Origin of the sequence: Streptomyces sp. NPDC018031 (assembly GCF_044327625.1) — a bacterium.
Lineage (GTDB): Bacteria > Actinomycetota > Actinomycetes > Streptomycetales > Streptomycetaceae > Streptomyces.
Genome location: NZ_JBIRFT010000002.1, coordinates 144,811 through 169,358, shown reverse-complemented (window position 1 = coordinate 169,358; position 24,548 = coordinate 144,811). Strand labels below are relative to the sequence as shown.

The following is a 24,548-nucleotide window of genomic DNA, read 5'->3' as shown; positions in this document are numbered from 1 at the left end:
GGATCACACCGACGACGAGAGGACTTCGATGACCGACGTACTGATCGTGGGTTCCGGACCGACCGGGCTCACCCTCGCCTGCGACCTCGCTCGCCGCGGAGTGGCCGTGCGGATCATCGACCGGCGCGCCGCACCGCACCGCGAATCGCGCGGCAAGACGCTCCACCCGCGCAGTTTGGAGGTGTTCGAGGACCTGGGCGTGGCCGGGCCGGTGCTTGCCATCGGCACCCCACATCTGGTGTTCCGCAAGTACTTCGACGGGGCGCACGTGAGCGACACCGACCCGTTCGCCGGCCCGGGGCCCCTCACCGGTTCTCCGTACGACAGCGCGGTGTTCATGGGGCAGTGGCAGATCGAGGACATCCTGCGCGACCGGCTCGCCGGTCTGGGCACCACAGTCGAGTACGACGCCGAACTCACCGCGCTCACCCAGGACGAGGAAGGCGTGACCGCCACCCTCGCCGACGGCCGTGCGATCCGGTCAGCCTACCTGGTCGGCTGCGACGGCGGGCACAGCGGCGTCCGCACGATGCTCGGCATCCCCTTCGAAGGCAGCACCGAACCGGAGCAGTCGATGGTGTGCGGGGACGTACGGGCGGCGGGCCTCGGCCGGGAGTGCTGGCACCAGTGGTTCACCGCGGACGGCGACGCGGTCATGCTCTGCCCGATACCGGACACGGACGTCTTCCAGCTCCAGGCCTCCCTGGAGCGGGACGAGCGGGGCGAACCGCTGCCGCCCTCGCTGGAGAGCTTCCAGCGGCTGTTCGACCTGCATGCCCGGATGCCCGGCGTCACGCTGCACGATCCGAGCTGGCTGTCGACCTGGCGGGTCAACGTCCGTCTCGCCCAGCGGCTGCGGTCCGGCCGCGTCTTCCTGGCCGGGGACGCCGCGCACGTCCACCCCATCGCCGGCGGCCTCGGCATGAACACCGGCATCCAGGACGCGTTCAACCTGGGCTGGAAGCTCGCTCTCGCACTGACCGGACGAGCCGGAACCGCCCTGCTGGACAGCTACGAGGAGGAACGGCTGCCGATCGCGGCGCTGACCCTGGAGATCACCACCGACCGGCTCCGCCATGTACTGGAAGCCATCAAGGAACCGGGCAACGGCACCGAGACGACCCTTTCCGCACCCATCGGTACCAGCTACCACTGGAGCTCCCTGGCCACCGGCGACGGGACCGGGAAGCTCCGGCCCGGCGACCGGGCGCCCGACGCGGAGTGCGCCGAAGCCGACGGCGGCCCGTCACGCCTCTTCACGCTGATGGCAGGAGGACGCTTCACCATCCTCGGGTTCGGCACGGGGACCCCGGCCGCGCTGCGCGGAACGGCCGCTGCCTACGGCGACCTGGTCAGCGTCCACACCGTGGACACCGGCCCCGCGGCCGGGGGCGGCAGCGGCTCGGCGGCCCGGGACGCATACGGCATCACGGGAGACGCCCTGGTGCTGATCCGTCCCGACAATCACATAGCCCTGATCACTCCCGGCGACGACCCGGCCCCGGTACACACCTACCTCGACGGCCTCCGCCGCTGACCCGCGAGACCGGGCGGCCGCGGCGGGCCGCCACTGCTCCGGTGGCCGGCCGCGGCGGGCCACCGGAGCAGTCACGGAGACCGAACCTAGAGCCTGGGGTCGACCGGCTCCGACTCCAGGGCGAGCACCGCGAACACCGCCTCGTGCACCCTCCACAGCGGCTCCCCGTCCGCGAGCCGGTCCAGCGCCTCCAGACCCAGCGCGTACTCCCGCAGCGCGAGGGAACGCTTGTGGCCCAGGTGGCGCACCCGCAGCCGCGCCAGGTTGTCCGGCCGGGTGTACTCGGGGCCGTAGATGATGCGCAGGTACTCCCGGCCCCGGCACTTGATGCCGGGCTGGACCAGTCGGCCGTTCGCCTGGCGGACGAAGGACCCCACCGGCTTGACCACCATTCCCTCACCGCCGGCCTCGGTCAGCTCCAGCCACCAGCGGACGCCCGCCGCGACGGAGGCCTCGTCCTCGGTGTCCACGTACAGCCGGCCGGTGTGACGCAGCAGCCCGCTGCCGTCGTGCTCGACCAGCCGGTCCAGCCAGACCAGCTGCTCGTCGTGTGGCACCGTGGCCAGGTTCCGCCCCTGGGCGGCGAGCAGTTGGAAAGGCGCGAAGCGCACCCCGTCCAGGTCCTCGACCGGCCAGCAGTAGCGTCGGTACGCCGCGGTGAACGCAGCCGCCTGCGCCGACCGGTCGCGCTGCCGGCCCAGCAGCCCGTCGGGTCCGTCGATGCCCTCGGCGCCCCGGGCGGCCGCCGCCTCCAGGGCGGCGAGCGCCTCGGGGAAGACGGCGCCGGAGGCGGCGCCGACGGCCGCGTACTGCTTCCGCAGCAACCCGGACGCCTTGAGCGACCAGGGCATCAGCTCCGCGTCGAGAAGTATCCAGTCGGTGGCCAGCTCCTCCCACAGTCCGGCGCGGGTGACCGCGTCGCGGACGCGGGCCAGCACCCGCTCGGTGACGGCGGGATCGTCGAAGAACGGACGGCCGGTGCGCGTGTGCAGGGCCCCGGTGACCTCCGGCCCAGGGCCGGCGACACCGAACCGCTCGCGGACCACCGAGGCGTCCCGGCAGACCAGCGCCACCGCCCGGGACCCCATGTGCTTCTCCTCGCAGACCACCTGGCGCACACCGTCCGCACGGTAGGCGGCGAAAGCCTCCGCGGGGTGCTCCAGGTATCCGCCGTCCGCCGCCCCTCCGGTGGTGCCGGCCCCGGCCGTGGCGCACGGCGCCATGGTCGGCGGGAGATAGGCGAGCAGCCGCGGGTCGACGGCGAAGCGGCTCATCACCTCCAGCGCGGCGGCGGCGTTCTCCTCCTTCACCGCGATCCGGCCCATGTGCCGGGTCTCCACCACCCGTCGCCCCGCCACGTCCGCGAGGTCCAGCGGCCGGCCGTCCGCGCCACCCGGTGCCTCGGCCCGCAGCGGCCTGGCCGGCTCGTACCAGACGCGCTCGGCGGGAACGTCCACCAATGCGCGCTCCGGCCACCGCAGTGCGGTGAGCTTGCCGCCGAACACACAGCCGGTGTCCAGGCAGATGGTGTTGTTGAGCCACGAAGCGGTCGGGGTCGGGGTGTGGCCGTAGACCACGGCGGCGCGGCCCCGGTACTCCTCCGCCCAGGGGTAGCGGACCGGAAGGCCGAACTCGTCGGTCTCCCCGGTGGTGTCCCCGTAGAGGGCGTGCGAGCGCACCCGGCCGGAGGTACGGCCGTGGTACTTCTCGGGCAGACCGGCGTGGCAGACCACCAGTGCCCCACCGTCCAGCACGTAGTGGCTCACCAGCGACTCGATGAACTCCTGCGCCCGGCGGCGGAAGTCCGGGTCGGTGGCGTCCTCCTCGGCGAACTGCGCGACGGTCTCCGCGAGGCCGTGGGTGTGCTGCACCTTGCGGCCCTTGAGGTGCCGGCCCAGCTTGTTCTCGTGGTTGCCCGGTACGCACAGCGCCGCGCCCGAGGCGACCATGCCCATCACCAGCCGCAGTACGCCGGGACTGTCCGGCCCGCGGTCGACGAGGTCGCCGACGAACACCGCGGTGCGGCCCTCGGGGTGCCGGGCGTCGACCGGTCGGCCGAGCGGGTCGCGCTCCAGGACGTACCCCAGGGCGGACAGCAGGCTCTCCAGCTCGGACCGGCAACCGTGGATGTCGCCGATGATGTCGAACGGCCCGCTGAGGTGCCGCAGGTCGTTGTATCGGCGCTGCAGCACGATCTCCGCGGACTCGATCTCCGCCTCACCACGCAGCACGTGCACCGTGCGGAAGCCCTCACGCTCCAGGTGCTTCAGGGAACGGCGCAGCTCGCGGCGCTGCCGCGGGATGACATGGGCGGGTATCCCGGCCCGGTCCGGGCGCTCGGAGTTCCGCCGCGCGCACACGCTCTCGGGGGTGTCGAGCACGATGGCCACCGGCAGCACGTCGTGCTCCCGGGCGAGCCGGATCAGCGCGCGTCGCGCCTCGGGCTGGACGTTGGTGGCGTCCACCACGGTCAGCCGGCCGGCCGCCAGCCGCTTGCCCGCGACGTAGTGCAGCACGTCGAAGGCGTCGGGGGTGGCGCTCTGGTCGTTCTCGTCGTCCGCCACCAGACCGCGGCAGAAGTCGGAGGAGATCACCTGGGTGGGCGTGAAGTGTCGGCGGGCGAAGGTGGACTTGCCGGAACCGGTGGTGCCCACCAGCACCACCAGGCTCAGGTCGGGTACGGCCAGGCCGCGCTTGTCGCTCATGCCACCGCCTCCTTCGCGGTCGCCGGGCCGTGGTGGCCGGTGTGGTCGGTGTGGTCGGTGTGGTCGGTGCCGCCCGTTCCGGAGCGGTCCGGGGCGGGGTGGGTCCCGCGGGTGCCTGCCGAGGTGTCATCGGTGCCGGCGGGCCCCGGGTCGGTGCCGGCGGCGAGGCGGAAGACCGCCAGCTGGGTCGGCGGGCCCACTTCGGGGTCGTCGGGGCCGACGGGCCGGAACTCGGTGGTGTAACCGTGCCGGTCCGCCACCGTGCGCGCCCAGTCGCGGAACTGCTCGCGGGTCCACTCGAAGCGGTGGTCGGCGTGCCGCCGGTGGCCGGCCGGCAGCGACTCCCAGCGCACGTTGTACTCCACGTTGGGCGTGGTGACGAGGACGGTCGTGGGCCTGGCCGCGCCGAACACCGCGTACTCCAGCGCGGGCAGCCGCTCCGGGTCGAGGTGCTCGACCACCTCGCTGAGCACCGCCGCGTCATAGCCGGTGAGCCGCTTGTCGGTGTAGGTCAGCGAGCCCTGCAGCAAGGTCACGCGGGCCGCCTGGCGTTCGGGCATCCGCTCCAGGCGGAGTCTGCGCGCCGCGATGTGCAGCGCCCGCATCGACACGTCGACGCCCACGATGTCGGTGAACCGCGCCTCCTTGAGCAGCGCGCCCACCAACTGGCCCTGTCCGCAGCCGAGATCGAGCACTCGGGCTGCCCCCGCCTCGCGCAGCGCGGTGAGGATCGCCTCGCGGCGCCGGACCGCGAGCGGCACCGGCCGTTCCTCGGTGTCCGAGGTCTCGTCGACGGCGTTGTCCAGTTCCTCGGGCCGGGCGTCGTCCGCCTCGGCGAGCCGGGCCAGTTCCAGCCGCTCCAGCGCGTCACGCGTCAGCGCCCGGCGTCGCGCCAGGAAACGGTTGGTGATCAGCAGTTGCTCGGGGTGGGCCTCCAGCCATCCCTCGCCGGCCCGCAGCAGCTTGTCCACCTCGTCCGGGGCGACCCAGTAGTGCTTGGTGTCGTCCAGCACGGGCAGCAGCACATAGAGGTGGCGAAGCGCGTCGGCGAGCCGCAGCTCCCCTTCGAGGACCAGGCGCACATAGCGCGAGTCGCCCCACTCCGGGAAGTGGTCGTCGAGCGGGACGGGCTGTGCCGTCACCGTCCAGCCCAGCGGTTCGAAGAGCCGGCCGACCAGCTCCGGGCCACCGCGGGCGGGCAGCGCCGGGACCGAGACGCGTAGCGGCAGGGACGTTTCCGGCAGCTCGGGGCGCGCCTTGCACACTCCCTTCAGCGCGCTGGAGAACACCGTGCTGAGCGCGACCGCCAGCAGCGAGGAGGCAGCGTAGGGGCGGTCGTTGACGTACTGGCCGAGCGCCTGGTGAGCGGCGCCACCGGGCGCGGAGCCCTTGCCGCGGGCACGCCGCACCAGGGCCACGGGATCCACCTCCAGCAGCAGTGCGGCGGTGCAGCGCTCCGCCGTGGCCTCGGGGTAGAAGACGTGCGCGGTGCCGTGGGAGGTCGAGAACCGCTGCGTCCGGTCAGGGTGCTTGTGCAGCAGGTACCCGAGGTCGGTTGCCGGAAGACCGGCCGGGCCGGTGGTGGATATCGTCAGGAACACGTGGCCGAGTATCACGTGTTCCCTTGTGCCGCTCCTACCGGTTTTCGTCCGGATCCGGGCGGTCGGTGGAGCCGGCGGCGTCCGGTCCGGTACCGGACGACGGTCCGGTACCGGCGCCGGTTTCCGGGGCAGCGGCGGCTCCCATGACGGTGGCGAGCGCGGCGATACGGTCCGGCCCCACCCGGCAGCAGCCCCCGATCAGCCGGGCTCCCGCGTCCCGCCAGGCCGTGGCCTCCGCCGGCCCCAGGGTGGGTTCGCCGCGCCACCCCCGGGCCCGGGCGTCCCACACCTCCCCGCTGTTCGGGTACACCACCACCGGTTTGCCGGTGCTCTCCGCGGCGATGCGCACCGCCCGGTCCGCGTCCCGCGGGTCGCAGCAGTTGACGCCCACCGCGATCACCTGGTCGTTCCCCGCCGCCGGCGCGAACGCCGCGTCGAGCGGCTGCCCGGCCCGGGTGCGCTCCCCCGCGATGCTGTAGGAGAGCCACACCGGCACTCCGCAGCCGTCCACCGCACGGAGCAGGGCCTCCGCCTCGTCGGCGTCGGGCACCGTCTCCAGCGCGAGGACATCGGGCGCCGCCTCGGCCAGCACGTCGATCCGCGGCCGGTGGAACCGCTCCAGCTCCGCCACTCCGATGCCGTACCTCCCCCGGTACTCGCTGCCGTCCGCCAGCATCGCGCCGTACGGCCCGACCGAGGCGGCCACCCGGACCGGCCGCGGTGCGCCTGCCGCCGCGCGGCGCGCCAGCTCGACACTGCGGCGCAGCAGCTCCGCCGCCCGCTCCCGCCCCACGCCCCGGTGTGCGAACCCCTCGAAGGTGGCCTGGTAGCTGGCGGTGATCAGGACCTGCGCACCCGCCCGGACGTAGGCCCAGTGCGCCGCCTCGATCTGCCGCGGGTCGTCGTCGAGCAGCCGGGCCGACCACAACGCGTCGGACAGGTCGCAGCCCTGCGCCTCCAGTTGGTTGGACAGTCCGCCGTCGAGGAGGAGCGGTCCCTGCCGGAGCGCCTCGGCCAGTGGCACCGGGGCCGCCCCCGCGCCGGCGTCCGGCTCGGACCACCGGGCGGCGTCCGGGCCGGTCCGCGGCTCGGGATCCGGCGCCGGACCGGCGAGGTCCGCCGCCGACCGGATGGGGTCAGGCCGGGGCCCTCGGGCAGGGTCCGGCCCGGAACGGGCGGGATCCGGTACGGGCTTCACGGTGACTGCTCCTCGCTGCGCTGCCGGGCGGGGGTGCGGTCCGCCGGCCGCGGCTGACGCGCCGCGGCCCGCGGTCCGGTCTCAGCCGACCTGGGAGCCGACCTGAGAGGCGATGAGCTCCAGGTGGTCCAGGTCGTGGAGGTCCAGGATCTGGAGGTAGATCCGGGAGGAGCCGACCTCCGCATAGCGTCCGATCTTGTCGACGACCTCGGCGGGCGAGCCGGCCAGACCGTTCGTCTTCAGCTCGTCCACCTCCCGTCCGATCGCCGCGGCCCGCCGGGCGACCTCGGCGTCGTCCTTGCCGACGCAGGCGACCAGGGCGTTGGAGTACACCAGGTCGTCCCCCTTGCGACCGGCGTTCTCCGCGGCCTTGCGCACCCGGCCGAACTGGGCCTCGCTGTCCTCCGGCGAGGCGAACGGCGCATTGAACTCGTCCGCGTACTCCCCGGCCAGACGGGGGGTGCGGTTCGCCCCGAGCCCGCCGATGAGCACCGGCACCTTGGGCTGCGCGGGCTTGGGCAGTGCGGGCGAGTCGGTCAGCTGGTAGAAGTCACCCGCGTAGCTGAAGCGCTCGCCGACCGGCGTCTTCCACAACCCGGTGACGATGGCCAGCTGCTCCTCCAGCCGGGCGAACTTCTCCTTGGGGAACGGGATGCCGTACGCCTGGTGCTCCTCCTCGAACCAGCCGGCGCCGAGCCCCAGCTCCACCCGCCCGCCGGACATCCGGTCGACCTGAGCCACCTGGATGGCCAGCACACCGGGCAGCCGGAAGGTCCCCGCGGTCATCAGGGTGCCCAGCCGGATCCGCCGGGTCTCCCGGGCGAGCCCGGCCAGGGTGATCCAGGCGTCCGTCGGCCCCGGCAGCCCGTCCACGCTGCCCATGTGCAGGTAGTGGTCGGAGCGGAAGAAGGCGTCGAAGCCCAGGTCCTCGGTGGCCTTGGCGACGGAGAGCAGGGTGTCGTAGTCGGCCCCTTGCTGGGGCTCGGTGAAGATGCGCAGATCCATGCTTCCATCCTGCACCGTTCGCCCGCCGCCGCCCGCCCGGCCCACCCGGCGCCCGCGCGGCGGCCAGCCTGCCAGCCGCCCCGGCGGCCCGACCGCCAAGACCGGCTACCGGCTACCGGCTACCGGCTACCGGCTACCGGCTACCGGCTACCGGCTACCGGCCACAGCGCCCCGGTTACCCGGGACTCGGCCCGTGACCCGCGCCCCGCGAGCCCTCGCAGCGGGCACCGCGGGGACGGCCGGTTGAACCTCAGGCCGCGCCGCCGCGTTCCCGGACCTCCACATGCCGAAGGATGCCCTGGACCCGGTCCCTGGACTCGTCGGCGGCGTCCATGGACTCCACGCAGCTCCAGTACAGCGCCTCTTCCTCGGTGCCGGACGCGACACCGACCAGGGCTATCCCGGCGTCCCCGAGAAGCTCCGCGAGGGCCGGTAACGCCCGGCGCAGGTCACGCACTTCGGTCAGCTGGGCCGCCCGTATACAGCCGCCGCCCGCCCCCCGGAGCTGTACCGCCCGGTACTGAAGGGCACCGCGGGCCCGGCCGGCCGCTTCGCACAGGCCACACGCCTCGACCCGTGCCTCCGGCGGGCCGTGCAGCGCCAGATGTCCGCCGATGGCTTCCGCCAAGGCGTGGGCCTGCCACGCCTCGACGACGATTTCCTCCTCTGTCCCGGCCTGCGCCAGGGCATGCCGACTGGCACCGATAAGCCGCATCGCGTCCATGCCCCGAACCCCTCTCGACGGACTCGCCGCACCCGTTAACCTTCCACTACCCAGAGTGATGGTCAACAGGCCGAAAAGCTAGGGGAATTCAGATATCTGTTGACAGAAGTTGCGCTGTGGATAACTCGATCACTACGAAGAGTGACGATGCGAGATCTTGGGGTCCTCCACGGGGAAGCGCTGCTCGTTGCGGTCGATCTTCGCGGAGAGCGCCGCCAGCGGATCGATGCCCAGGACACCGCAGAACTGCAGCAGATACGCGAGCACATCGGCGACCTCGTCCTCGACCCGGTGCGCCGTCTCGGGATGATCCATCACCCGCGCCGACTCCTCCGGGGTCAGCCACTGGAAGATCTCCACCAGCTCGGACGCCTCGACGCTCAGCGCCGCCGCCAGGTTCTTCGGCGTGTGGAAGGGCTGCCAGTCGCGAGCCGCGGCGAAGGCGGCGAGTCGGCGCTGCAGTCCGGGGACGTCGGTGTCCGTGCCGGGCAGGGGTTCATGAGCATCGTCGTTCACACCCCCAGGTGTACCACTGTCACCTCGACCCCAGGCTTCCCACCCGTGGCTTCCCGCGCTCCCGTCCCGGCCGGGGCCGAGGCCTTCGCCCCCGTCCGGGACGCGGACCCCGCCCCGGAGCCGGGTCCGCCCCCGGGCCCCTTCCCGGAAGTGACTCCGGAGGCGACTCCCCCACCCGCCCCGGAAGCCGCCCCGGCGTCCACTTGCGCCCCCGAACCGGCTGCGCTCCCCGGTGCCGCCCCGGGTGCCGCCCGCGCGCTCTCCGTCCTCGCCGCCGCGCTCTCCGTCCTCGCCGCCGGGAGACCGCCGGGCGCCCCCTCCTCCGGCCCTGGTCCGACGCCCAGCCCCGCCGCGTCCCCCACCGACCCCACCAGCCGGATGTGGCCGCGGGCGCACATCCGCACCGCCACTGCGAGCAGCTCCCGCGCCTGGCGCCGGTCCATACAGCGGTCGAACCCGTCAGCCAGCACGGTCAGCGCCTGCTGCGCCGGGAGCACGTCCGCCACCGGGTCGACCTCCAGCACCCCCGGTCCGGTCATCAGCACCAGGGCGAGCGCGAGGTAGCGCAACTCCCCGTCGCCGAGCCGTTCGACCGGCATCGCGCCCAGCTCCCCCTGCTCCACCACGGCCCGTACCGCGCCGCCGGACAGCTGCTCGGCCACCAGTCCCTCCACCGGGCCCCGGCACCCGGCCCGTACCGCCGCCACCAGCGCGGCGTGCCGGGTCGCACACTCGGTGCGGGTGCGGAGCAGGACCGGGGCGAGGTTGTCGCAGGTGCCGCGCAACCGACCCTCGCCGCGCTGCGCCGGCACCCGCATCCGCTCCGGCCGGGGATCACAGGCGAAGACGGCCCGGAGGGCGATGACGACCTGCTCCGCCGCGGCCAGGGTGAGCAGCTGCCCGGCGGTCCGGCCCGAGATGTGGAGGGGCAGCAGCGCCGTCGCCAGCCGGTCGTCGGGCAGCGGGGCGCGGGTGACCGGCGCCGTGCCCGCGGTGTGCCAGGCGGCCTGGACGGAGCGCCGGCGCGGGTCGCGCAGCGCGGTTTCCAGCAGTGTCTCCCCGGCGCCGGTCATCCGCTCGCCGACCACCCGCAGCTCCGGTTCGGCCTGGACCGCGACATCGAGCCGTACCGGTCCGACCGGGCCGTCCACGGTGCAGCCGATCCGGAAGCCCCGCCTGCCCTGGGCGTCGGGCCGGGCACCGTGCGGAACGCACTTCTCCGGATCCGGGAACACCATGTCGAGGGGTTCCCCGCCCGCTAATCGGGACAGTGCGGCATACGCTTCCAGCGCACTGGACTTGCCGGTTCCGCTGCCGCCGGTGAACAGGGTCAGCGGGCCCAGCGGGAAGGTGGCGCCGACGTGCGTTCGGTAGGCCGACAGCCTCAGTTCCGTCACCGTCGGCCGCAGCCTGGATGTACTCATGGCCGGAACGTATCCGGCGGCGATCCGCCGAACCGTTCCCTCGCGGCGTTCTTCCTACGATCGGGGTACTGCGGTTCTTGCTAGGACCGGGGTACCGCGGTGGACAGCCGCGGCTCCGCGACCTCGGTACCCACCGGGGCCAGCAGGAACACGTTGGTGTCCACCCGGTGCATCCCGCTGCTCAGCCCGAACACCACGCCGCTGGAGAAGTCCAGGATGCGCTTGGCCACGTCCGTGTCGGCGCTGGTCAGGTCCAGCAGCACCGGGATCTGCGCGGACAGGTACTCGGCGACCTCCCGGGCGTCCGCGAAGCACTGTGCGCGGATGACGACGAACCGCCGGGTGTCGGCGTCCTCGTGCTCGGGCTCGTCCTCGGGCAACGCCCGGTGGTTGGGCCAGGACGGCCATTCATTACGACCACGCAGCGGGACGACTTCGGCGAGCCCCTCCCACTGCTCGTCGGTCACGTCACGGCGGCTCACCGGACCCCCTCGCCTGCGAGCGTGCTGGATATATGCATCACACGATTCTAGGGATGACCGGACCACTCACCCGCACAGCGACACCGCGTTGCGCCCGGGAAAACCGGTGGACGCCGCGGACGCGGTGCCGCAGGCTCAGGGCTCGGGTGTCCACGTCGCGATGCCGGTCGCACACCATCGACATCACGCATCACAGCGGACACGTACACCACCGCAGCAGTCAACAGTCATCACAGGCACCAGGTCACGCCGCCGAAGGGCGCGCGACCACGGCAGGGAGCGGGTCTTTCCTCATGAGCGGCACGGGCGGTACGGCAGTGGCCTCGGCGGGCGACGAGGTGACGGTCAGGTTGGTCAAGCACCCGCGTCCCGACGTCCGTTACCCGGCGGTGGTGGTGTCCGACGACGGAAACCACGTGGTGGTCCGCGCCCCCTGGGCCGGTGCCGCCACCCGCGACTTCGGCTTCGTGCGGTTCGAGGACGGCGACGTGTTCACCGAACACTACTGGCGGGACCGCTGGTACGCGGTCAAGGAGGTCCGGAGCGGCGACGGCACCCTCAAGGGCTGGTACTGCGACATCACCCGGCCCACCGCGGTGGAGCCGGAAGGGCTGGTCGTCGAGGACCTGGACCTGGACCTGTGGCGGTCGGCGGACGGCAGCGCCGTGCTCCGCCTGGACGAGGACGAGTTCGCGGAGAGCGGGCTGGCGGAGCGCGACCCCGACGCCGCCGAGCAGGCGGTACGGGCGCTGGAGGAGCTGGAAGCCCTCGCCCGGGACGGCGGTTTCGACGCGCTGCTGACGCTGACGGCTTCCCCGGCCGCCAGCGGTAACTGACCCCGGGCCGCGGCGACCGGAGGGAAGAAGACCGCTCGCGGGCGAATGGCCCCCTTCCCTCGGTCGCCGCGGCCGCCCGGTGATCAGCCGGCCCGGCGGACACCGCCGCGCGGATCCCCGCCCGCGCTGCCGGACAGCACGAGCGGATGCGCCACAGGCGCCGGGGCCGGCGGGCTCCGGCCCGGCCCCTGACACGGCGGGCGGCCGGCTCCCTCAAGCCGGCCGGCCCGGACGGCCGGAGCGCTACCCCTTCAGGCGCTCCCGCAACTCCTCCGCGTCGGCGAGGAACCAGGTCTGCCGTCCGCGGTTGCACTCCCGGACGAAGTCCCGCAGCGCCGAACTGGCCTCCGTGTGCACGGAGATGTCGCCGAGCACGATGAGTCCCATGCGGTAGTTGACGAACTTCTGGATGATGTCCCCGGCGACCCGGGTACGCAGCCGGAAGAACTCCTCGCCGAGCCGCTCGGCCGGGAGGACGACCCACTGGGCACCCTGGTAGCCGGCATCGCCGATGAGATCCAGGGCGTCGCGTTCACTCCCGATGGTCTCGCCCTCGGCGGCGCACATCAGGACGGGCACGTCATGGATCGTCTGCAGGGTGGTCATGGGGTCGAGAGTAGTTCCGGAGGCCGATGGCGGTCGACGCCATTTGTCCGGGCGGTGCCCCGTGCGCCGGGCGCTCCCGCGGGACACCGCCCGGAGCCGTCGGCCGCACCGGGCGGTGGTCAGCGGCCGGCCGGCCTTCAGTCGCAGCTGTCCAGCATCGTGGTGAGGGTGGACCGCTCCGGCTCGGTGATGGTCAGCTTGTAGTGGTGCTTGACGTCCACCCAGGCGCGGCTGTAGGTGCACCAGTAGGTGACGTTCGGCGGCTGCCACTGGTCCGGACTCTGGTCGGCCTTGCTGCGGTTGGAGGCCGCCGAGACCGCGATGAGCTGCGAGTTCACCAGGTCGTTGGCGAACTCCCTGCGCTGCGCCGTGGTCCACTGGTCCGCCCCGGAACGCCAGGCGTTGGCCAGCGGCACCATGTGGTCGATGTCCACCTGCGCGGCGGCGGTGAGGGTACGGCCGTCGTACGGACTCTCCCAGTTCCCGGACACCGCGCGGCACATGGAGTCCCGGACGACGTCCGTACCGTCGCGTTCGAGGACGACCTCGCGGGTGTCGCACTGCTCGCCGTGCTGCACCCAGTGCGGGAACTTGGCACGGCTGTAGCCGTCCATCGAACGCGGGGCCGCGACCTCCAGCTCCCGGAGCTCCGCGCGAGCGGTGCCGACCGGCGGCGGCTCCGGCATCTGCAGCGGGACGGCCGCCACCCGGGCCACGGGCCGGTGGGCGGTCGGCGCGGCGGCGGACGCCGACGCCGGGACCAGGGCGACGGTCGCGCCCAGAGCGGCGACGGCGGCCACGGCGCGCCGGTTCCGCCCGCCGCGCCACCTCTTCCTCATGCCATTGATCATGTAAACGTCATATCGGACCGGATGTCGGGGCGGGCACATCTCACCCGGTCGGTGGCGCGCCGCCGCCGGTGCCCCCCGGGGGAGTTCCCCGGCTATCGCCAGAGGACCGAGAGGAAGGCGGCGCAGACGGTCAGGGTGGCGGCGAAGGCGGCGCCTCCCCGGAGCACGGCAGCCGGTCGCGTCGCCCCGTCCAAGCTGCCCAGCCAGGCCGCGGCGGTGCCGGCGAGCAGCGCCAGCAGCACGGCGATGGTGAGCAGGAGGGCGAGCGTGAGCTCAGGAGAACCTGCGGCCACGGGGATCCTTCCGGTCGGTGGGGTACCGCCATCGTCGACACCGCCACCACCCAAGATCAAGCAACCTGTGTACTGTCGTGTGATCTTGTGTGTGCGCCGGAGGGAGGGCGACTGATGGCGGAGCGGGATCACCTGGAAGAGCTCGCGGGAGCCTTGGCGCAGGCGCTCACACTGGCCGACCTCGGGATCGCCCGGGCGGCGAAGAAGTCGGCACTGTCCACGAACACCGTCAGCGCGGCCGTCAACGCCAAGCGCGGCAGACCCGTCCCCTCGCAGCGCACGGTGATGAGGATCGCCCAGGCCTGCGGAGCCGACCCGGGTCCCCTGCTCACGCTGAGGGAGAAGGCACGGTTCCAGAACCGGCTCGCGGATCCCGCCGACCTCCCGGCACCGAGCGGACCTGACTGGCTCCTCACGGCGGACGCCACCGAGCCGCCGGAGAGGCACTTCAACCCGCTACGCCGCGAGAACCTCGTCCGCAGCGTGGCATCCGCTCTCCGGACCGTCGAACCGGTTCCCCTGACGGGCCTGCGCGGGTTCGACGGAGTCGGCGTCTACGCGCTCTACTACGTGGGACCGCACGAGCTCTACCGGCCGGTGTCGCAGACCAGCTGCGAGACCCCGGTGTACGTCAGCAGGTCCGAGTACGGCGGGGATCGCTACGGCAGGGGCGTCGTCGACCGCCGGAACAACCCGCTGTGGCAACGTCTCACCGTGCACCGCCGCACACTCGAACGCTGCGCCGACCTCGCCCCGGAGGACTTCCGTGTCCGGTACCTGCTCACCGACGACCTGTTCATCGCGGGAGCCGAGCAGCTGACCATCAGCGACTTCCTGCCGGTCTGGAATGTCGTCCTGACGGGATTCGGCGTGCACGCCGGCGGGAGCAGACGAGACCGCGTGCCTCCCTGGCACGTCGTCCACCAGGGCGCCCTGAGGAGCCGGGTCACGGACACCCCCCAGAACACGGCGGAGTTGAGCGAGCGCGCCCGCCGGCATCTGGCGATCCACGGGTCGCGGCGCCGCCCTGAACGACCGGAGGTCAGGGCGGCTTCGCAGGGGTACGTCACAGGGCCCGAAGAAGCCCCCTGACCGGCTCGGCGTCAAGGGTCGCCGGGCGTGCCCCTGCCCTTCGGGCACACCCGCGAACCCGCGGCTCAGCGTTCCTTCTTCACCGGCTCCAGGATCGCCACGCACTCCATGTGGTGGGTCATCGGGAAGAGGTCGAAGGCGCGCAGGCGGCGGACCCGGTAGCCCTCTTCGGTGAAGTACTTCAGGTCGCGGGCGAGGGCGGCCGGGTCGCAGGCGACGTAGGCGATGCGGCGGGGGCCGAGGGAGGCCACCCGGCGGACGGTCTGGCGGCCGGCGCCGGCCCGGGGCGGGTCGAGGACGACCAGGTCGGCCTCGGTGATGCCGGTGCGCGGCAGGACCTGCTCGACCTTGCCCTGTTCGATGCGGACCCGGTCCAGGTCCTGGAGGTTGTGCCGGGCGTCCTCGACGGCGCGCTTGGCCGTCTCGATGCCGAGCACGGCGCCGGTCTCGCCGACGCGTTCGGCCAGGGCTCCGGCGAAGAGGCCGACGCCGCAGTACAGGTCGAGGGCCATCTCGCCCTTGCGCGGCATCAGGCCCTGCATCACCGCTTCGACCAGCAGCCCCGGGGCCTTGTGGTGGACCTGCCAGAACCCTCCGGCGCCGACCCGCCAGGTGCGGTCGATGGCCCGTTCCCGGACGAAGGGGCGGCCGTGCACCCGGTGCACGCCGCCGGTGTCGTCGGCCCGCAGCACCGAGACGGGCTGGTCGAGTTCGACCAGCGGAAGCCGCCCGCCGGGCTCCGGGGTCAGCAGTACCTGCCGGTCGTTCGAACCGGTGGCGGCGATCGCCTCGACGGTGGCGATCTGCGGCCAGTCGCGCCGCTCGACGCCCAGCTCGGTCACTCCGGGCGCGGCGATCAGGCAGCGGTCGACCGGCATGACGTCGTGGGAGCGGTGCTTGCGCAGCCCGGCCCGGCCCTGCTCGTCCACGGCGTACTGGACCCGGGTCCGCCACGCGGGCACCTCTCCCTTGGCGACCTTGTCGCCCGGCGCGGGTTCCACGGTGCCGTCCCAGCCCACGTCCTCGGGGGTCAGGCCGGCGAGCCGGGCGAGCTGCTCGGTGAGGACCGCGCCCTTCAGCCGGCGCTGGCCGCCGGGCGAGACGTGCTGCCAGTCGCAGCCTCCGCACCGGCCGGGCCCGGAGAACGGACAGGGCGCCTCGACCCGGTCCTTGGCGGGCTCCAGGATCTCGACGGCGTCGGCGCGCAGGTAGCGGGAGCCGCTGTCGCCCTCGGTGACCTTCGCCACCACGCGCTCCCCGGGGAGGGTGTGCCGGACGAAGAGCACCCGGCCCTCGGCGGTGCGGGCGATGCAGTGGCCGCCGTGTGCGACCGGGCCCACCTCGACCTCGTGCTCCTCGCCTACCAGCGATTCCGGGGTCTCGTCGTGCATGGCGGAGGGCTCCTGGGGGTGGGGTGCGGCGGCGGGCGCCGTCCCGCTCGGTGCGGGACGACAGCCGTTCAGTCTACGTCCCGCGGGAGCCGGTCCGTGCCGCGCGGCGGGGCGGGGCTCCGGCGCGGTGCGGTGCGGGTGTCGCAGCGGTGGCGGGAGCGGGCTCGGTGGGCCGGGGCCCGGCCCGGGCGGCCGGCGGAGTGGTGGGGGCGTCGCAGTGGGCTCGGTGGGACGCACTCCGGCCGGGCGGCGGGAGCACGGTGCGGTGGGGGCGTCCGTGTAGCGCTGCCGGGAGCGGGCGCGGTGGGGCAGGGCGCGCTCCGGCCAGGCGGCAGGAGCACGGCGCGGTGGGGGCGTGCCAGCGCTGCCGGGGGTGGGCTCGGTGGGGCGGTCCCCGGCCCGGGCGGTGGAGGGCGGCCGCCGTGGGGTGTGGCGCCGGCGGCCGCCGCCCCGTGCCGCTCCCCGGCCGTGCGGGCGGGGAGCGGCGGTCCGGGGTCAGCTGCCGGAGGGCGGCTTGCTGCCCGTCTTCTCGCGCTTGGGCGGGGTCACCGGGCCGCGGCGCACCGAGCCCGGGGCGTTCCAGTCGGCGCGCTTGCGGGCCCGCCGTTTGGCCGCCTCGGAGGAGTCCAGCTGCCAGGGCACCGAGGTCACCATCACCCCGGGGGTGAAGAGCAGCCGTCCCTTGAGCCGCAGCGCGCTCTGGTTGTGCAGCAGGTGCTCGTACCAGTGGCCGACGACGTACTCCGGGATGTAGACGCTGACCACGTCCCGGGGGCTCTCCCGGCGCAGGCTCTTCACGTAGTCCATGATCGGCCGGGTGATCTCGCGGTAGGGCGAGTCGAGGATCTTCAGCGGGACGTCGATCCCGTGTTCCTGCCACTCGTTCTGCAGCGCCTTGGTCTCGGCCGGGTCGACGCTGATGCTCAGCGCCTCCAGCTTGTGGGAGCGCATGAGCTTGGCGTAGGCGAGCGCGCGCAGCGTCGGCTTGTGGATCTTGGAGACCAGGACGATGGCGTGCACCCGGGAGGGGCGCATGGTGTCGTCGTCCTCCTCGTCGGCGACCGACAGCTCCTCGGCGACGCCGTCGTAGTGGCGGCGGATCGCGGTCATCGTGACGTAGAAGATGACCATGCCGAGCAGCGCCACCCACGCCCCGTGGGTGAACTTGGTCAGCAGCACCACGACCAGCACCAGGCCGGTGAAGAAGGCGCCGAAGGTGTTGATCGCGCGGGAGCGGATCATGTGGCGGCGCTTGGCCGGGTCCCGCTCGGTGGCCAGGTGCCGGTTCCAGTGCCGGACCATTCCGGTCTGGCTGAGGGTGAAGGAGACGAACACCCCGACGATGTAGAGCTGGATCAGCTTGGTGGAGTCCGCGCCGTAGATGTAGACGAGTATCGCGGCCGCGCCGGCCAGCAGCACGATGCCGTTGGAGAAGGCGAGCCGGTCGCCGCGGGTGTGCAGCTGGCGCGGCAGGTAGCGGTCCTGGGCGAGGATCGAGCCGAGCAGCGGGAACCCGTTGTAGGCGGTGTTGGCGGCCAGGAAGAGGACCAGCGCGGTGGCCGCCGCGAGCAGCACGAAGAGGAACGTGCCGTCGCCGAACACGGCGGCCGCGACCTGCGAGATCACCGGGTCCTGGGTGTAGTCGCCGCCGACCGGGGTGCCGTCCTTCAGCAGGTCGTGCTCGGGGTTCTCGGCCATCTTCACGTCGGTGGCCATGGCCAGCCCGATGATCCCGCAGAACATGGTGACGGCGAGGGCGCCCATCAGCGCCAGCGTGGTGGCGGCGTTCCTGCTCTTGGGCTTGCGGAACGCCGGCACCCCGTTGCTGATCGCTTCCACGCCGGTGAGCGCGGCACAACCGGAGGAGAAGGCCCGCAGCAGCAGGAACACCAGGGCGAGGCCGGCCAGTCCGGTCTTCTCGGCGTGGATCTCGAAGTCCGCGGTGGGGGCCCGCATGTCGTCCCCGGCGATCAGCCCCCGGTAGGCGCCCCAGGCGATCATGAGGAAGACCCCGACGACGAAGACGTACGTGGGGATCGCGAAGAGCTTCCCGGACTCCTTCACGCCGCGCAGGTTCATCAGGGTCAGCAGCACGATGATGAGGACCGCGCACAGGGTCTTGTTCTCGACCACGAACGGGATCGCCGAGCCGAGGTTCTCCACACCGGAGGAGATCGACACCGCCACGGTGAGCACGTAGTCGACGAGCAGGGCGCTGGCGACGGTGAGGCCCGCCTTGGGGCCGAGGTTGGTGGTGGCCACCTCGTAGTCGCCGCCGCCGCTGGGGTAGGCGTGGACGTTCTGCCGGTAGGACGCCACCACGGTGAACATCAGGACGACGACCGCGACGGCGATCCACGGACTGTAGTGGTAGGCCGACACTCCCGCCACGGACAGGACGAGCAGCACCTCACCGGGTGCGTACGCCACGGAGGACAGCGGGTCGGACGCGAAGACCGGGAGGGCGATGCGCTTGGGCAGCAGGGTCTCCCCCAGCTTGTCGCTGCGCAGCGCCCGGCCGATCAGGATCCGTTTCGGGATGTCGGTCAGTTTGGACACAACAGAGCATCGTAAGGGCTGCCCCGGGTGGCCGCCCACCCGCCACCCGGTGCGGGCGGCGGGCGGGGCGGGCGGCGGCGGTCCGGGCCGCCGGGCGGCGGGACGCGGATCAGGCCGAGGGCCGTCCGAGCCGGGCCGGGAGGGACCGGTGTCCGTTGGAGATGAAGGAGTCCACCGGGGCCAGGCCCTCCGGACCGGCGGCGAGCGTCAGGTCGGGGAACCGTTCGAAGAGCGCCGGGAGGGCGATCGCCGCCTCCAGCCTGGCCAGCGGCGCGCCGAGGCAGAAGTGCACCCCGTGGCCGAAGGCCAGGTGGTCCTTGAGCTTGCGGGTGACGTCGAAGGTGTGGGCGTCGGGGCCGTGCAGCTCCGGGTCGCGTCCGGCGGCCGCGTAGGCGGCGACGATGGCGTCGCCCTTGCGCAGCACCGGGCCGCCGTCCAGTTCGATGTCCTCGACCGCGTAGCGCAGCGGCAGGTTCGCCACCGGGGCCTGCACCCGCAGTGTCTCGTCGATCACATCGTCCCAGCTCGCCCGGCCCGACCGGACGTGCTCCAGCTGCTCGGGGTGGGTGAGCAGGGCGTGGATGGCGTTGTCGAGCAGGTTGACGGTGGTCTCGTGGCCGGCGCTGATCAGCAGCAGCAGGGTGTCGACCAGTTCCTGCTCGGTGAGCCGGGAGTCGCCGTCCTCGTCCCGGGCGGCGATCAGCCCGCTGGTGAGGTCGTCGCCGGGGGTCTGCCGCTTGCGGGCGACCAGCTCGCCGAGGATGGCGTACACCTCGCCGTAGGTGGCGGTGACCTCCTCGGGGTCGGCGGAGGTGTGGAAGATGCTGTCGACGCACTTGCGCAGCCGCAACCGGGTGGGCTCGTCGTCGATGCCGAACAGCTCGCAGATGACCTGGATCGGGATCGGGTACGCGTACCCCTCCCGCAGGTCCACCGGCTCGCCGCCGGAGCCGGCGGCGGCGAGGTGGTCGAGGAGTTCGGCGGTCATCTCCTCGATCCGCGGCCGCAGGGCGGCGGTGCGGCGGTTGGTGAACGCCTTGGCGACCAGGGTGCGCAGCCGCCTGTGGTCGGTGCCGTACGCGGTGAACATGTTCTGCACCGCGACCCAGGTGAACAGCGGCCACTCCGGTGAGATCTCACCGTTGATCCAGGCGGGCCAGTGCTGCCGCGGGTCCTTGGAGACGCGCGGGTCGGTGAGGAGTTCCTTCAGCAGTGACGGGCGGCTTACCGCCCACGCCACCACGCCGCCAGGGAGCTCCACACGCGCCGCCGGCCCGTGCGCGCGGATGCGGTCGCCCTCGGCGTGGATGTCGCTGCCTGTGGGGTCGATGACAACAGTGCCTGGCTGGCTGGACTGGCGTTCCATTCGCTGTCTCCATGGGTGTCGTCGATGTGGGCACGCGCGGGTACGGCCTCGGGTGCCGGCGCCGGCGTCGGCAGCGGCGTCGAAACGGTGAGGGGCACCGGGGGGAAGCGCACGGGCAGCGCGGCGAGCGCTCGGTGGAAGGGACCGGGCCGCCACTCCAGCCGGTCGGCCGGGACGGCGAGCTCCATGTCGGGGATGCGGTCCAGCACCTTCTCGACGGCGACCGCGGCGATCAGCCGGGCCGCGTCCTTGCTGGGGCAGGTGTGCGGGCCGGCGCTCCAGGCGAGGTGGGCGCGGTTTCCGGCCCGGTGGTCGGAGACCAGGGCCGGGTCGTTGTTGGCGGCGGCGAAACTGACCACCACCGGCTCGCCCTCGCGCAGCCGTACGCCCCCGAAGTCCAGGTCGTGGATGGGGTAGTGGACGGCGTAGTTGGCCATCGGCGGGTCCAGCCACAGCACCTCGTCGAGGGCGTCCTCGACCGGCAGGCTGCCGCCGGAGAGGTCACCGGCGAAGCGGTCGTCGGCCAGCAGCAGCCGCAGCGCGTTGGTGATCAGGTTCTTCTGCGGTTCGGTGCCCGCGCCCATCAGGACGACGATCTGGTGGAGCATCTCCTCGTCGGTGAGCTGCACCGGGTGCGCCAGCATCCAGGAGGTGATGTCGGCCCCGGGGCGGCGGCGCTTGAGCGCGATCAGCTCCAGGCCGGTCTCGGTGAGCAGGGCGTTGGCCCGCTCCGCGTCGACCCCGTCGAAGATGCCCGACATGCCCTCGACCAGCCGCTCGCCCAGCGCCGGCGGGCAGCCGAAGAGCTGCTGGAAGACCATCAGCGGCAGGACCTTGGCGTAGTCGCCGAGCAGGTCCGCCTCGCCGGTGGGGGCGAACCGGTCGATGAGGGTGTCGGCACTGTGCTCGACGTAGCCGCGCAGGGCGTTGGGGTCCACCCGGTCCAGGCTGTCGGTGACCGGCTGGCGCAGCCGGGCGTGCGCCTCGCCGTCGTTGAACAGGCAGTTGGGACGGTAGTGCATCATCGGCACCACCGGGTTGTCCGGGGCGACCCGGCCGTCGGCCAGGGCCTTCCAGCGCCGGGCGTCCTTGGCGAACTTCTCCGGGCTGCGCAGCACTTCGAGCGCGGCGGCGTACCCGGTGACCAGCGTGGCCTGCACGCCGGGGGCGAGTTCGACGGGGGCCGTCGGCCCGTACTGCCGCAGCCTGCGGTACACCGCCTGGGGGTCGGCGGCGAAGTCCGGGCCGTACAGCGGCACGCCGGCGGTGGCGTGGCCGGTGCCGCCGGCGTGCGCGGGGCACCCGGGCGGCGGCACGGCTCCGGCGTCGTAGGGGGAGGTCACACGTGCTCCTGGGTGGTGCGGGTGTGCAGGTACTGGACGAGGGAGATCAGTGCCTGGGTGGAGGAGATGCGGTCGCGGGCGTCGCAGGTCACCAGCGGGGTCTCGGGGAGGAGGTCGAGCGCCTCGCGGATCTCCGCCTCGGAGTGCACCGGCGCCCCGTCGAAGTGGTTGACGGCGACCGCGTACGGCAGGCCGTGCTCCTCGAGCAGGCCCATGACGTCGAAGGACTGCTCCAGGCGGCGGGTGTCGGCGAGGACCAGGGCCCCGAGCGCGCCGCGGGTCATGTCCTGCCACAGCCGGGTGAAGCGCTGCTGTCCGGGCGCCCCGAACAGGTAGAGGACCAGCGAGTCGCTGAGCGTGAGCCGGCCGAAGTCCATGGCGACGGTGGTGGTCGTCTTGTCCTTGATGCCGGCCAGGTCGTCGACGAGCGCCCCGGCCTGCGTCATGGTCTCCTCGGTGCGCAGCGGCTTGATCTCCGACAGGGAGCCGACGAAGGTCGTCTTGCCGACCGCGAAGTGCCCTACGACCAGCAGCTTCACCGCTGTCCGGACGGTCTGTCGCAGATAGACGCCGTTGTCAGAGACGAGCGCGGAGTCCATCGAGCACCTCCTGCAGGAGCTGGGCCTCGGGCAGCTGGGCCGAGGGGATGGGGGACCGGGTGGTGATGTGGCCGCTGTCCACGAGGTCGCTGAGCAGGACCTTGGTGACGCTGACCGGCAACCGCAGATGGCTGGCGACCTCGGCGACCGAGAGCGCGCCGCCCAGGCACAGTTCCATCAGCTTGCGCTTCTCGGGGCTGAGTCCGGACAGCGGCCGGTCGCCGTACGCCATCACCAGCGTCACCAGGTCGAACGTGTTACGGGACGGGTGGGCACGGCCGTCGGTCACGACGTACGGCCGCACCAGCCCTCGTTCCTCGCGCCGCGCCGGGGTCATGCCGGGCTGCCGATCCCCTGCCAGGTGGAGCCCTGCCGGGGCGGGCTGGTCAGCTCCTTGCCGAGCCGGTCGACCAGCTTCTGCATCCGGTAGGAGACCGCCTCCATGTCCACCTCGGCGGTGGCGGACACCGCGAGGTAGGCGCCGGGGCCCGCGGCGATGAGGAAGACGTAGCCGTTCGCGAACTCGACCAGCGTCTGCTGCCAGGGGGTCTCCTCGCGGCCGCAGAACTCGGCGGTGCTGCGGCTGATGGACTGCAGGCCGGAGAGCGCGGCGGCCTGGCGTTCGGCTTCGTCCCGGTCGATGCCCTCGGAGTGGGCACGGAGCATGCCGTCCGCGGAGAGCAGGATCGCGTGCCGCGCCTCCGGCATCTTCACGACCTCGTCGAGCATCCAGCCCAACTCGTTGTTCATGTGGTCGTTCATGCCTGGCGGTTCCCTTCTTCGTGGTGAGGAGCGGTGTCGTCCCGGTTCCCCGCACGGCCGGACCGGGTGCCGCGGGCAAAGGCGCCCATGCGCCGGGCGGTCTCCTCCGCCGAGCGGACGGCGTGTGAACCGGTGTCGGACTCCGCGGGCGCCGGCTGGGCCTCGGCCGTCGGCCAGTCGTCCACCGGCTGGGCCGCGGGCTGCCGGCGGCGGCGCTTGGGCAGCCCGCCGGGCGTCGAGGGATAGACGCGCGGCACGTCGTCGCCGGGCTGCGGGTGGCCCAGCGGGGTGCGGGGCTCGGGCGCCGTCGCGCGGTGGGCCGGGGTGGGCTGGGGCTGGGGCTGGGCGGCCGGGGTCGCGGGGGCGGGCATGGTGTGCGCTCCGTCCGGTTCCAGATGGGTGAGGAGCGCGCTGGGCAGGAAGAGGACCGCCCGCACACCGCCGTAGGGAGACCGGGTGTCCACCGAGACGCTGAACCCGTAGCGGGCGGCGAGCACGCCGATGACGGGGAAGCCGAACTGGGGCGGGTCGCCGAGGCGGGCGACGTCGACCGGCCGCTGTCCGGACAGCCACGCCTGGGCGCGCTGCACCTCCTGGCCGTCCATGCCGACGCCGGCGTCGTCGATGACCACACAGGCACCGTTGTGGACCGGCTGGAGGCTGACCTCCACGGTGGTGTTGGGCTGGGAGTGGCGGGCGGCGTTGTCGAGCAGTTCGGCCACCGCGAGCACCACCGGCTCCACACCGCGGCTGATGACAGCGATGTCTGCCTGGGAGTGGACCTGGATGCGACGGTAGTCGCGGATCCGGGACTTGGCGCCGCGCACCACGTCGGTGAGGGAGGAGGCGGCGCGCTGGCGGCCGGGCCACGATCCGCACAGCACGGCGATGGCCTGGGCACGGCGGCCGAACTGGGAGTTGGCGTGGTCGATCTCCAACAGGTCGCGGAGCACGTCGGGGTTGTCGTGCCGGTCCTGCATCTCGGAGATCGACAGCTGCTGTTCGTGGGCGAGGCCCTGGAGGGCCCGCATCGACGCCTTCAGTGCGGCCTTCGCCGACACGTCGGCCTTGGCCTGGGCCTTCTCCACGGCCTGCTGGAACAGGTCCGACACGGACCGCAGGCTTGCCGCGTAGGCCGTCCCGGCGAGTCGTTCGTCGAGGAGTCCGGGGAGCGGCGCCGGGCCGCCGGAGGCGTCCGTCACGGCCGGGAGGCGGACCGCGACGAGGTGCCGGAGCTCCTCGTCACGTGAGCGGAGACTGCCTTCCAGAGCGGTGTTGCGCTTGCGCACGGCGGTGGTGATCCGGTGCTGACGGAGCAGCAGGACCAGGACGACGGCTACGACCGCGGCCAGGCACCAGACCAACACCTCCGATATGTGATCTGTCATCGGTTCCTCATGGACGGGGGGCTTACAGAAGTCCAGAAGCGGAATAGCGCGATCATCCTAGCCACGACGGTGACCAAGTGTCCGTTCGCCGTCACAATTTGCGAATGAGTGCGGCAATTGACGCGCCCCGCGACCGCCCGTGCACCCCGGCTCGCGACCGGACCGGCGCGGTCGCCCAACCGACCCGCCCGACCTGCGGGTTTGCGGTCGCCAACCGGCCCCGGCCCGGCCCGGTCCGGGGCCCGCCCCGCCCGTTCCCGCCGTCCGGAA

Annotated in this window: 21 protein-coding genes and 1 pseudogene; 3 read left to right on the top strand and 19 right to left on the bottom strand. The window is 72.8% G+C overall.

The genetic code is table 11. The features are described 5' to 3' along the window. The first annotated feature begins 28 nt into the window (after positions 1-28). On the top strand, positions 29-1,537 hold the full coding sequence (locus ACH4B3_RS07085; RefSeq protein WP_398461734.1) for an FAD-dependent monooxygenase: 1,509 nt from the start codon (positions 29-31) through the stop codon (positions 1,535-1,537). Between the two features lie 86 nt (positions 1,538-1,623). On the opposite strand, the gene ACH4B3_RS07080 is transcribed toward ACH4B3_RS07085, so the two are convergent. The 8 genes and pseudogenes from ACH4B3_RS07080 to ACH4B3_RS07045 all read right to left on the bottom strand — a co-directional run bounded on the left by ACH4B3_RS07080 (position 1,624) and on the right by ACH4B3_RS07045 (position 11,192). Then, on the bottom strand, positions 1,624-4,242 hold the full coding sequence (locus ACH4B3_RS07080) for a polynucleotide kinase-phosphatase (protein WP_398461733.1): 2,619 nt from the start codon (positions 4,240-4,242) through the stop codon (positions 1,624-1,626). Further along, positions 4,239-5,843 carry a 3' terminal RNA ribose 2'-O-methyltransferase Hen1 gene (locus ACH4B3_RS07075; RefSeq protein WP_398461732.1) on the bottom strand — a complete coding sequence of 535 codons (1,605 nt, stop codon included), beginning with the start codon at positions 5,841-5,843 and terminating at the stop codon, positions 4,239-4,241. The genes ACH4B3_RS07080 and ACH4B3_RS07075 overlap by 4 nt, the downstream gene beginning before the upstream one ends. A 34-nt stretch (positions 5,844-5,877) precedes the next feature. Further along, on the bottom strand, positions 5,878-6,867 hold the full coding sequence (gene mmuM, locus ACH4B3_RS07070) for a homocysteine S-methyltransferase (RefSeq protein WP_398461731.1): 990 nt from the start codon (positions 6,865-6,867) through the stop codon (positions 5,878-5,880). Positions 6,868-7,122: 255 nt separating this feature from the next. Continuing rightward, a complete protein-coding gene (locus ACH4B3_RS07065; protein ID WP_398461730.1) occupies positions 7,123-8,046 on the bottom strand; it encodes an LLM class F420-dependent oxidoreductase in 924 nt (307 codons plus the stop codon). A 250-nt stretch (positions 8,047-8,296) separates the two neighbouring features. Beyond that, on the bottom strand, positions 8,297-8,770 hold the full coding sequence (locus ACH4B3_RS07060; protein WP_398461729.1) for a DUF6099 family protein: 474 nt from the start codon (positions 8,768-8,770) through the stop codon (positions 8,297-8,299). 132 nt (positions 8,771-8,902) lie between these two features. After that, positions 8,903-9,286, bottom strand: coding sequence for a nucleotide pyrophosphohydrolase (locus tag ACH4B3_RS07055; RefSeq protein ID WP_398461728.1), 384 nt, complete (start codon positions 9,284-9,286; stop codon positions 8,903-8,905). A gap of 347 nt (positions 9,287-9,633) precedes the next feature. Continuing rightward, positions 9,634-10,710, bottom strand: a pseudogene (locus ACH4B3_RS07050) (ATP-binding protein); the annotation flags it as partial. An 80-nt stretch (positions 10,711-10,790) separates the two neighbouring features. Next, entirely contained in the window at positions 10,791-11,192 is a 402-nt protein-coding gene (locus ACH4B3_RS07045; protein ID WP_398461727.1) for a cell division protein SepF, read from the bottom strand. A 293-nt stretch (positions 11,193-11,485) separates the two neighbouring features. Here ACH4B3_RS07045 and ACH4B3_RS07040 point away from each other — a divergent pair, with 293 nt between their 5' ends. Further along, positions 11,486-12,028 (top strand): DUF402 domain-containing protein, encoded by a 543-nt coding sequence (locus ACH4B3_RS07040; RefSeq protein WP_398461726.1) that lies wholly within the window; start codon positions 11,486-11,488, stop codon positions 12,026-12,028. A 243-nt stretch (positions 12,029-12,271) separates the two neighbouring features. Here ACH4B3_RS07040 and ACH4B3_RS07035 read toward each other — a convergent pair whose 3' ends face one another. The 3 genes from ACH4B3_RS07035 to ACH4B3_RS07025 form a co-directional block, all read right to left on the bottom strand. Then, a complete protein-coding gene (locus tag ACH4B3_RS07035) occupies positions 12,272-12,634 on the bottom strand; it encodes a DUF4180 domain-containing protein (RefSeq protein ID WP_398461725.1) in 363 nt (120 codons plus the stop codon). A gap of 137 nt (positions 12,635-12,771) precedes the next feature. Beyond that, positions 12,772-13,473 carry an HNH endonuclease family protein gene (locus ACH4B3_RS07030; protein ID WP_398461724.1) on the bottom strand — a complete coding sequence of 234 codons (702 nt, stop codon included), beginning with the start codon at positions 13,471-13,473 and terminating at the stop codon, positions 12,772-12,774. A 104-nt stretch (positions 13,474-13,577) separates the two neighbouring features. Then, positions 13,578-13,778, bottom strand: coding sequence for a hypothetical protein (locus tag ACH4B3_RS07025; RefSeq protein ID WP_398461723.1), 201 nt, complete (start codon positions 13,776-13,778; stop codon positions 13,578-13,580). 114 nt (positions 13,779-13,892) lie between these two features. Here ACH4B3_RS07025 and ACH4B3_RS07020 point away from each other — a divergent pair, with 114 nt between their 5' ends. Beyond that, positions 13,893-14,870 (top strand): Eco29kI family restriction endonuclease, encoded by a 978-nt coding sequence (locus ACH4B3_RS07020; RefSeq protein WP_398461722.1) that lies wholly within the window; start codon positions 13,893-13,895, stop codon positions 14,868-14,870. Positions 14,871-14,935: 65 nt separating this feature from the next. On the opposite strand, the gene ACH4B3_RS07015 is transcribed toward ACH4B3_RS07020, so the two are convergent. The 8 genes from ACH4B3_RS07015 to ACH4B3_RS06980 form a co-directional block, all read right to left on the bottom strand. Beyond that, positions 14,936-16,261: a class I SAM-dependent RNA methyltransferase gene (locus ACH4B3_RS07015; RefSeq protein ID WP_398461721.1), complete on the bottom strand. Its 1,326-nt coding sequence runs from the start codon at positions 16,259-16,261 to the stop codon at positions 14,936-14,938. A gap of 495 nt (positions 16,262-16,756) precedes the next feature. After that, a complete protein-coding gene (locus ACH4B3_RS07010; protein WP_398461720.1) occupies positions 16,757-18,820 on the bottom strand; it encodes an APC family permease in 2,064 nt (687 codons plus the stop codon). Between the two features lie 109 nt (positions 18,821-18,929). Further along, positions 18,930-20,081: a cytochrome P450 gene (locus ACH4B3_RS07005; protein ID WP_398461719.1), complete on the bottom strand. Its 1,152-nt coding sequence runs from the start codon at positions 20,079-20,081 to the stop codon at positions 18,930-18,932. Next, on the bottom strand, positions 20,045-21,529 hold the full coding sequence (locus ACH4B3_RS07000; protein WP_398461718.1) for a cytochrome P450: 1,485 nt from the start codon (positions 21,527-21,529) through the stop codon (positions 20,045-20,047). Before ACH4B3_RS07000 ends, ACH4B3_RS07005 begins: the two co-directional genes overlap by 37 nt. After that, positions 21,526-22,128 (bottom strand): GTP-binding protein, encoded by a 603-nt coding sequence (locus ACH4B3_RS06995; RefSeq protein WP_398461717.1) that lies wholly within the window; start codon positions 22,126-22,128, stop codon positions 21,526-21,528. Before ACH4B3_RS06995 ends, ACH4B3_RS07000 begins: the two co-directional genes overlap by 4 nt. After that, positions 22,106-22,465: a DUF742 domain-containing protein gene (locus tag ACH4B3_RS06990; RefSeq protein ID WP_398461716.1), complete on the bottom strand. Its 360-nt coding sequence runs from the start codon at positions 22,463-22,465 to the stop codon at positions 22,106-22,108. The genes ACH4B3_RS06995 and ACH4B3_RS06990 overlap by 23 nt, the downstream gene beginning before the upstream one ends. Continuing rightward, positions 22,462-22,890 carry a roadblock/LC7 domain-containing protein gene (locus ACH4B3_RS06985; RefSeq protein ID WP_398461715.1) on the bottom strand — a complete coding sequence of 143 codons (429 nt, stop codon included), beginning with the start codon at positions 22,888-22,890 and terminating at the stop codon, positions 22,462-22,464. Before ACH4B3_RS06985 ends, ACH4B3_RS06990 begins: the two co-directional genes overlap by 4 nt. Further along, a complete protein-coding gene (locus ACH4B3_RS06980; RefSeq protein WP_398461714.1) occupies positions 22,887-24,278 on the bottom strand; it encodes an ATP-binding protein in 1,392 nt (463 codons plus the stop codon). Before ACH4B3_RS06980 ends, ACH4B3_RS06985 begins: the two co-directional genes overlap by 4 nt. Positions 24,279-24,548: the final 270 nt, after the last annotated feature.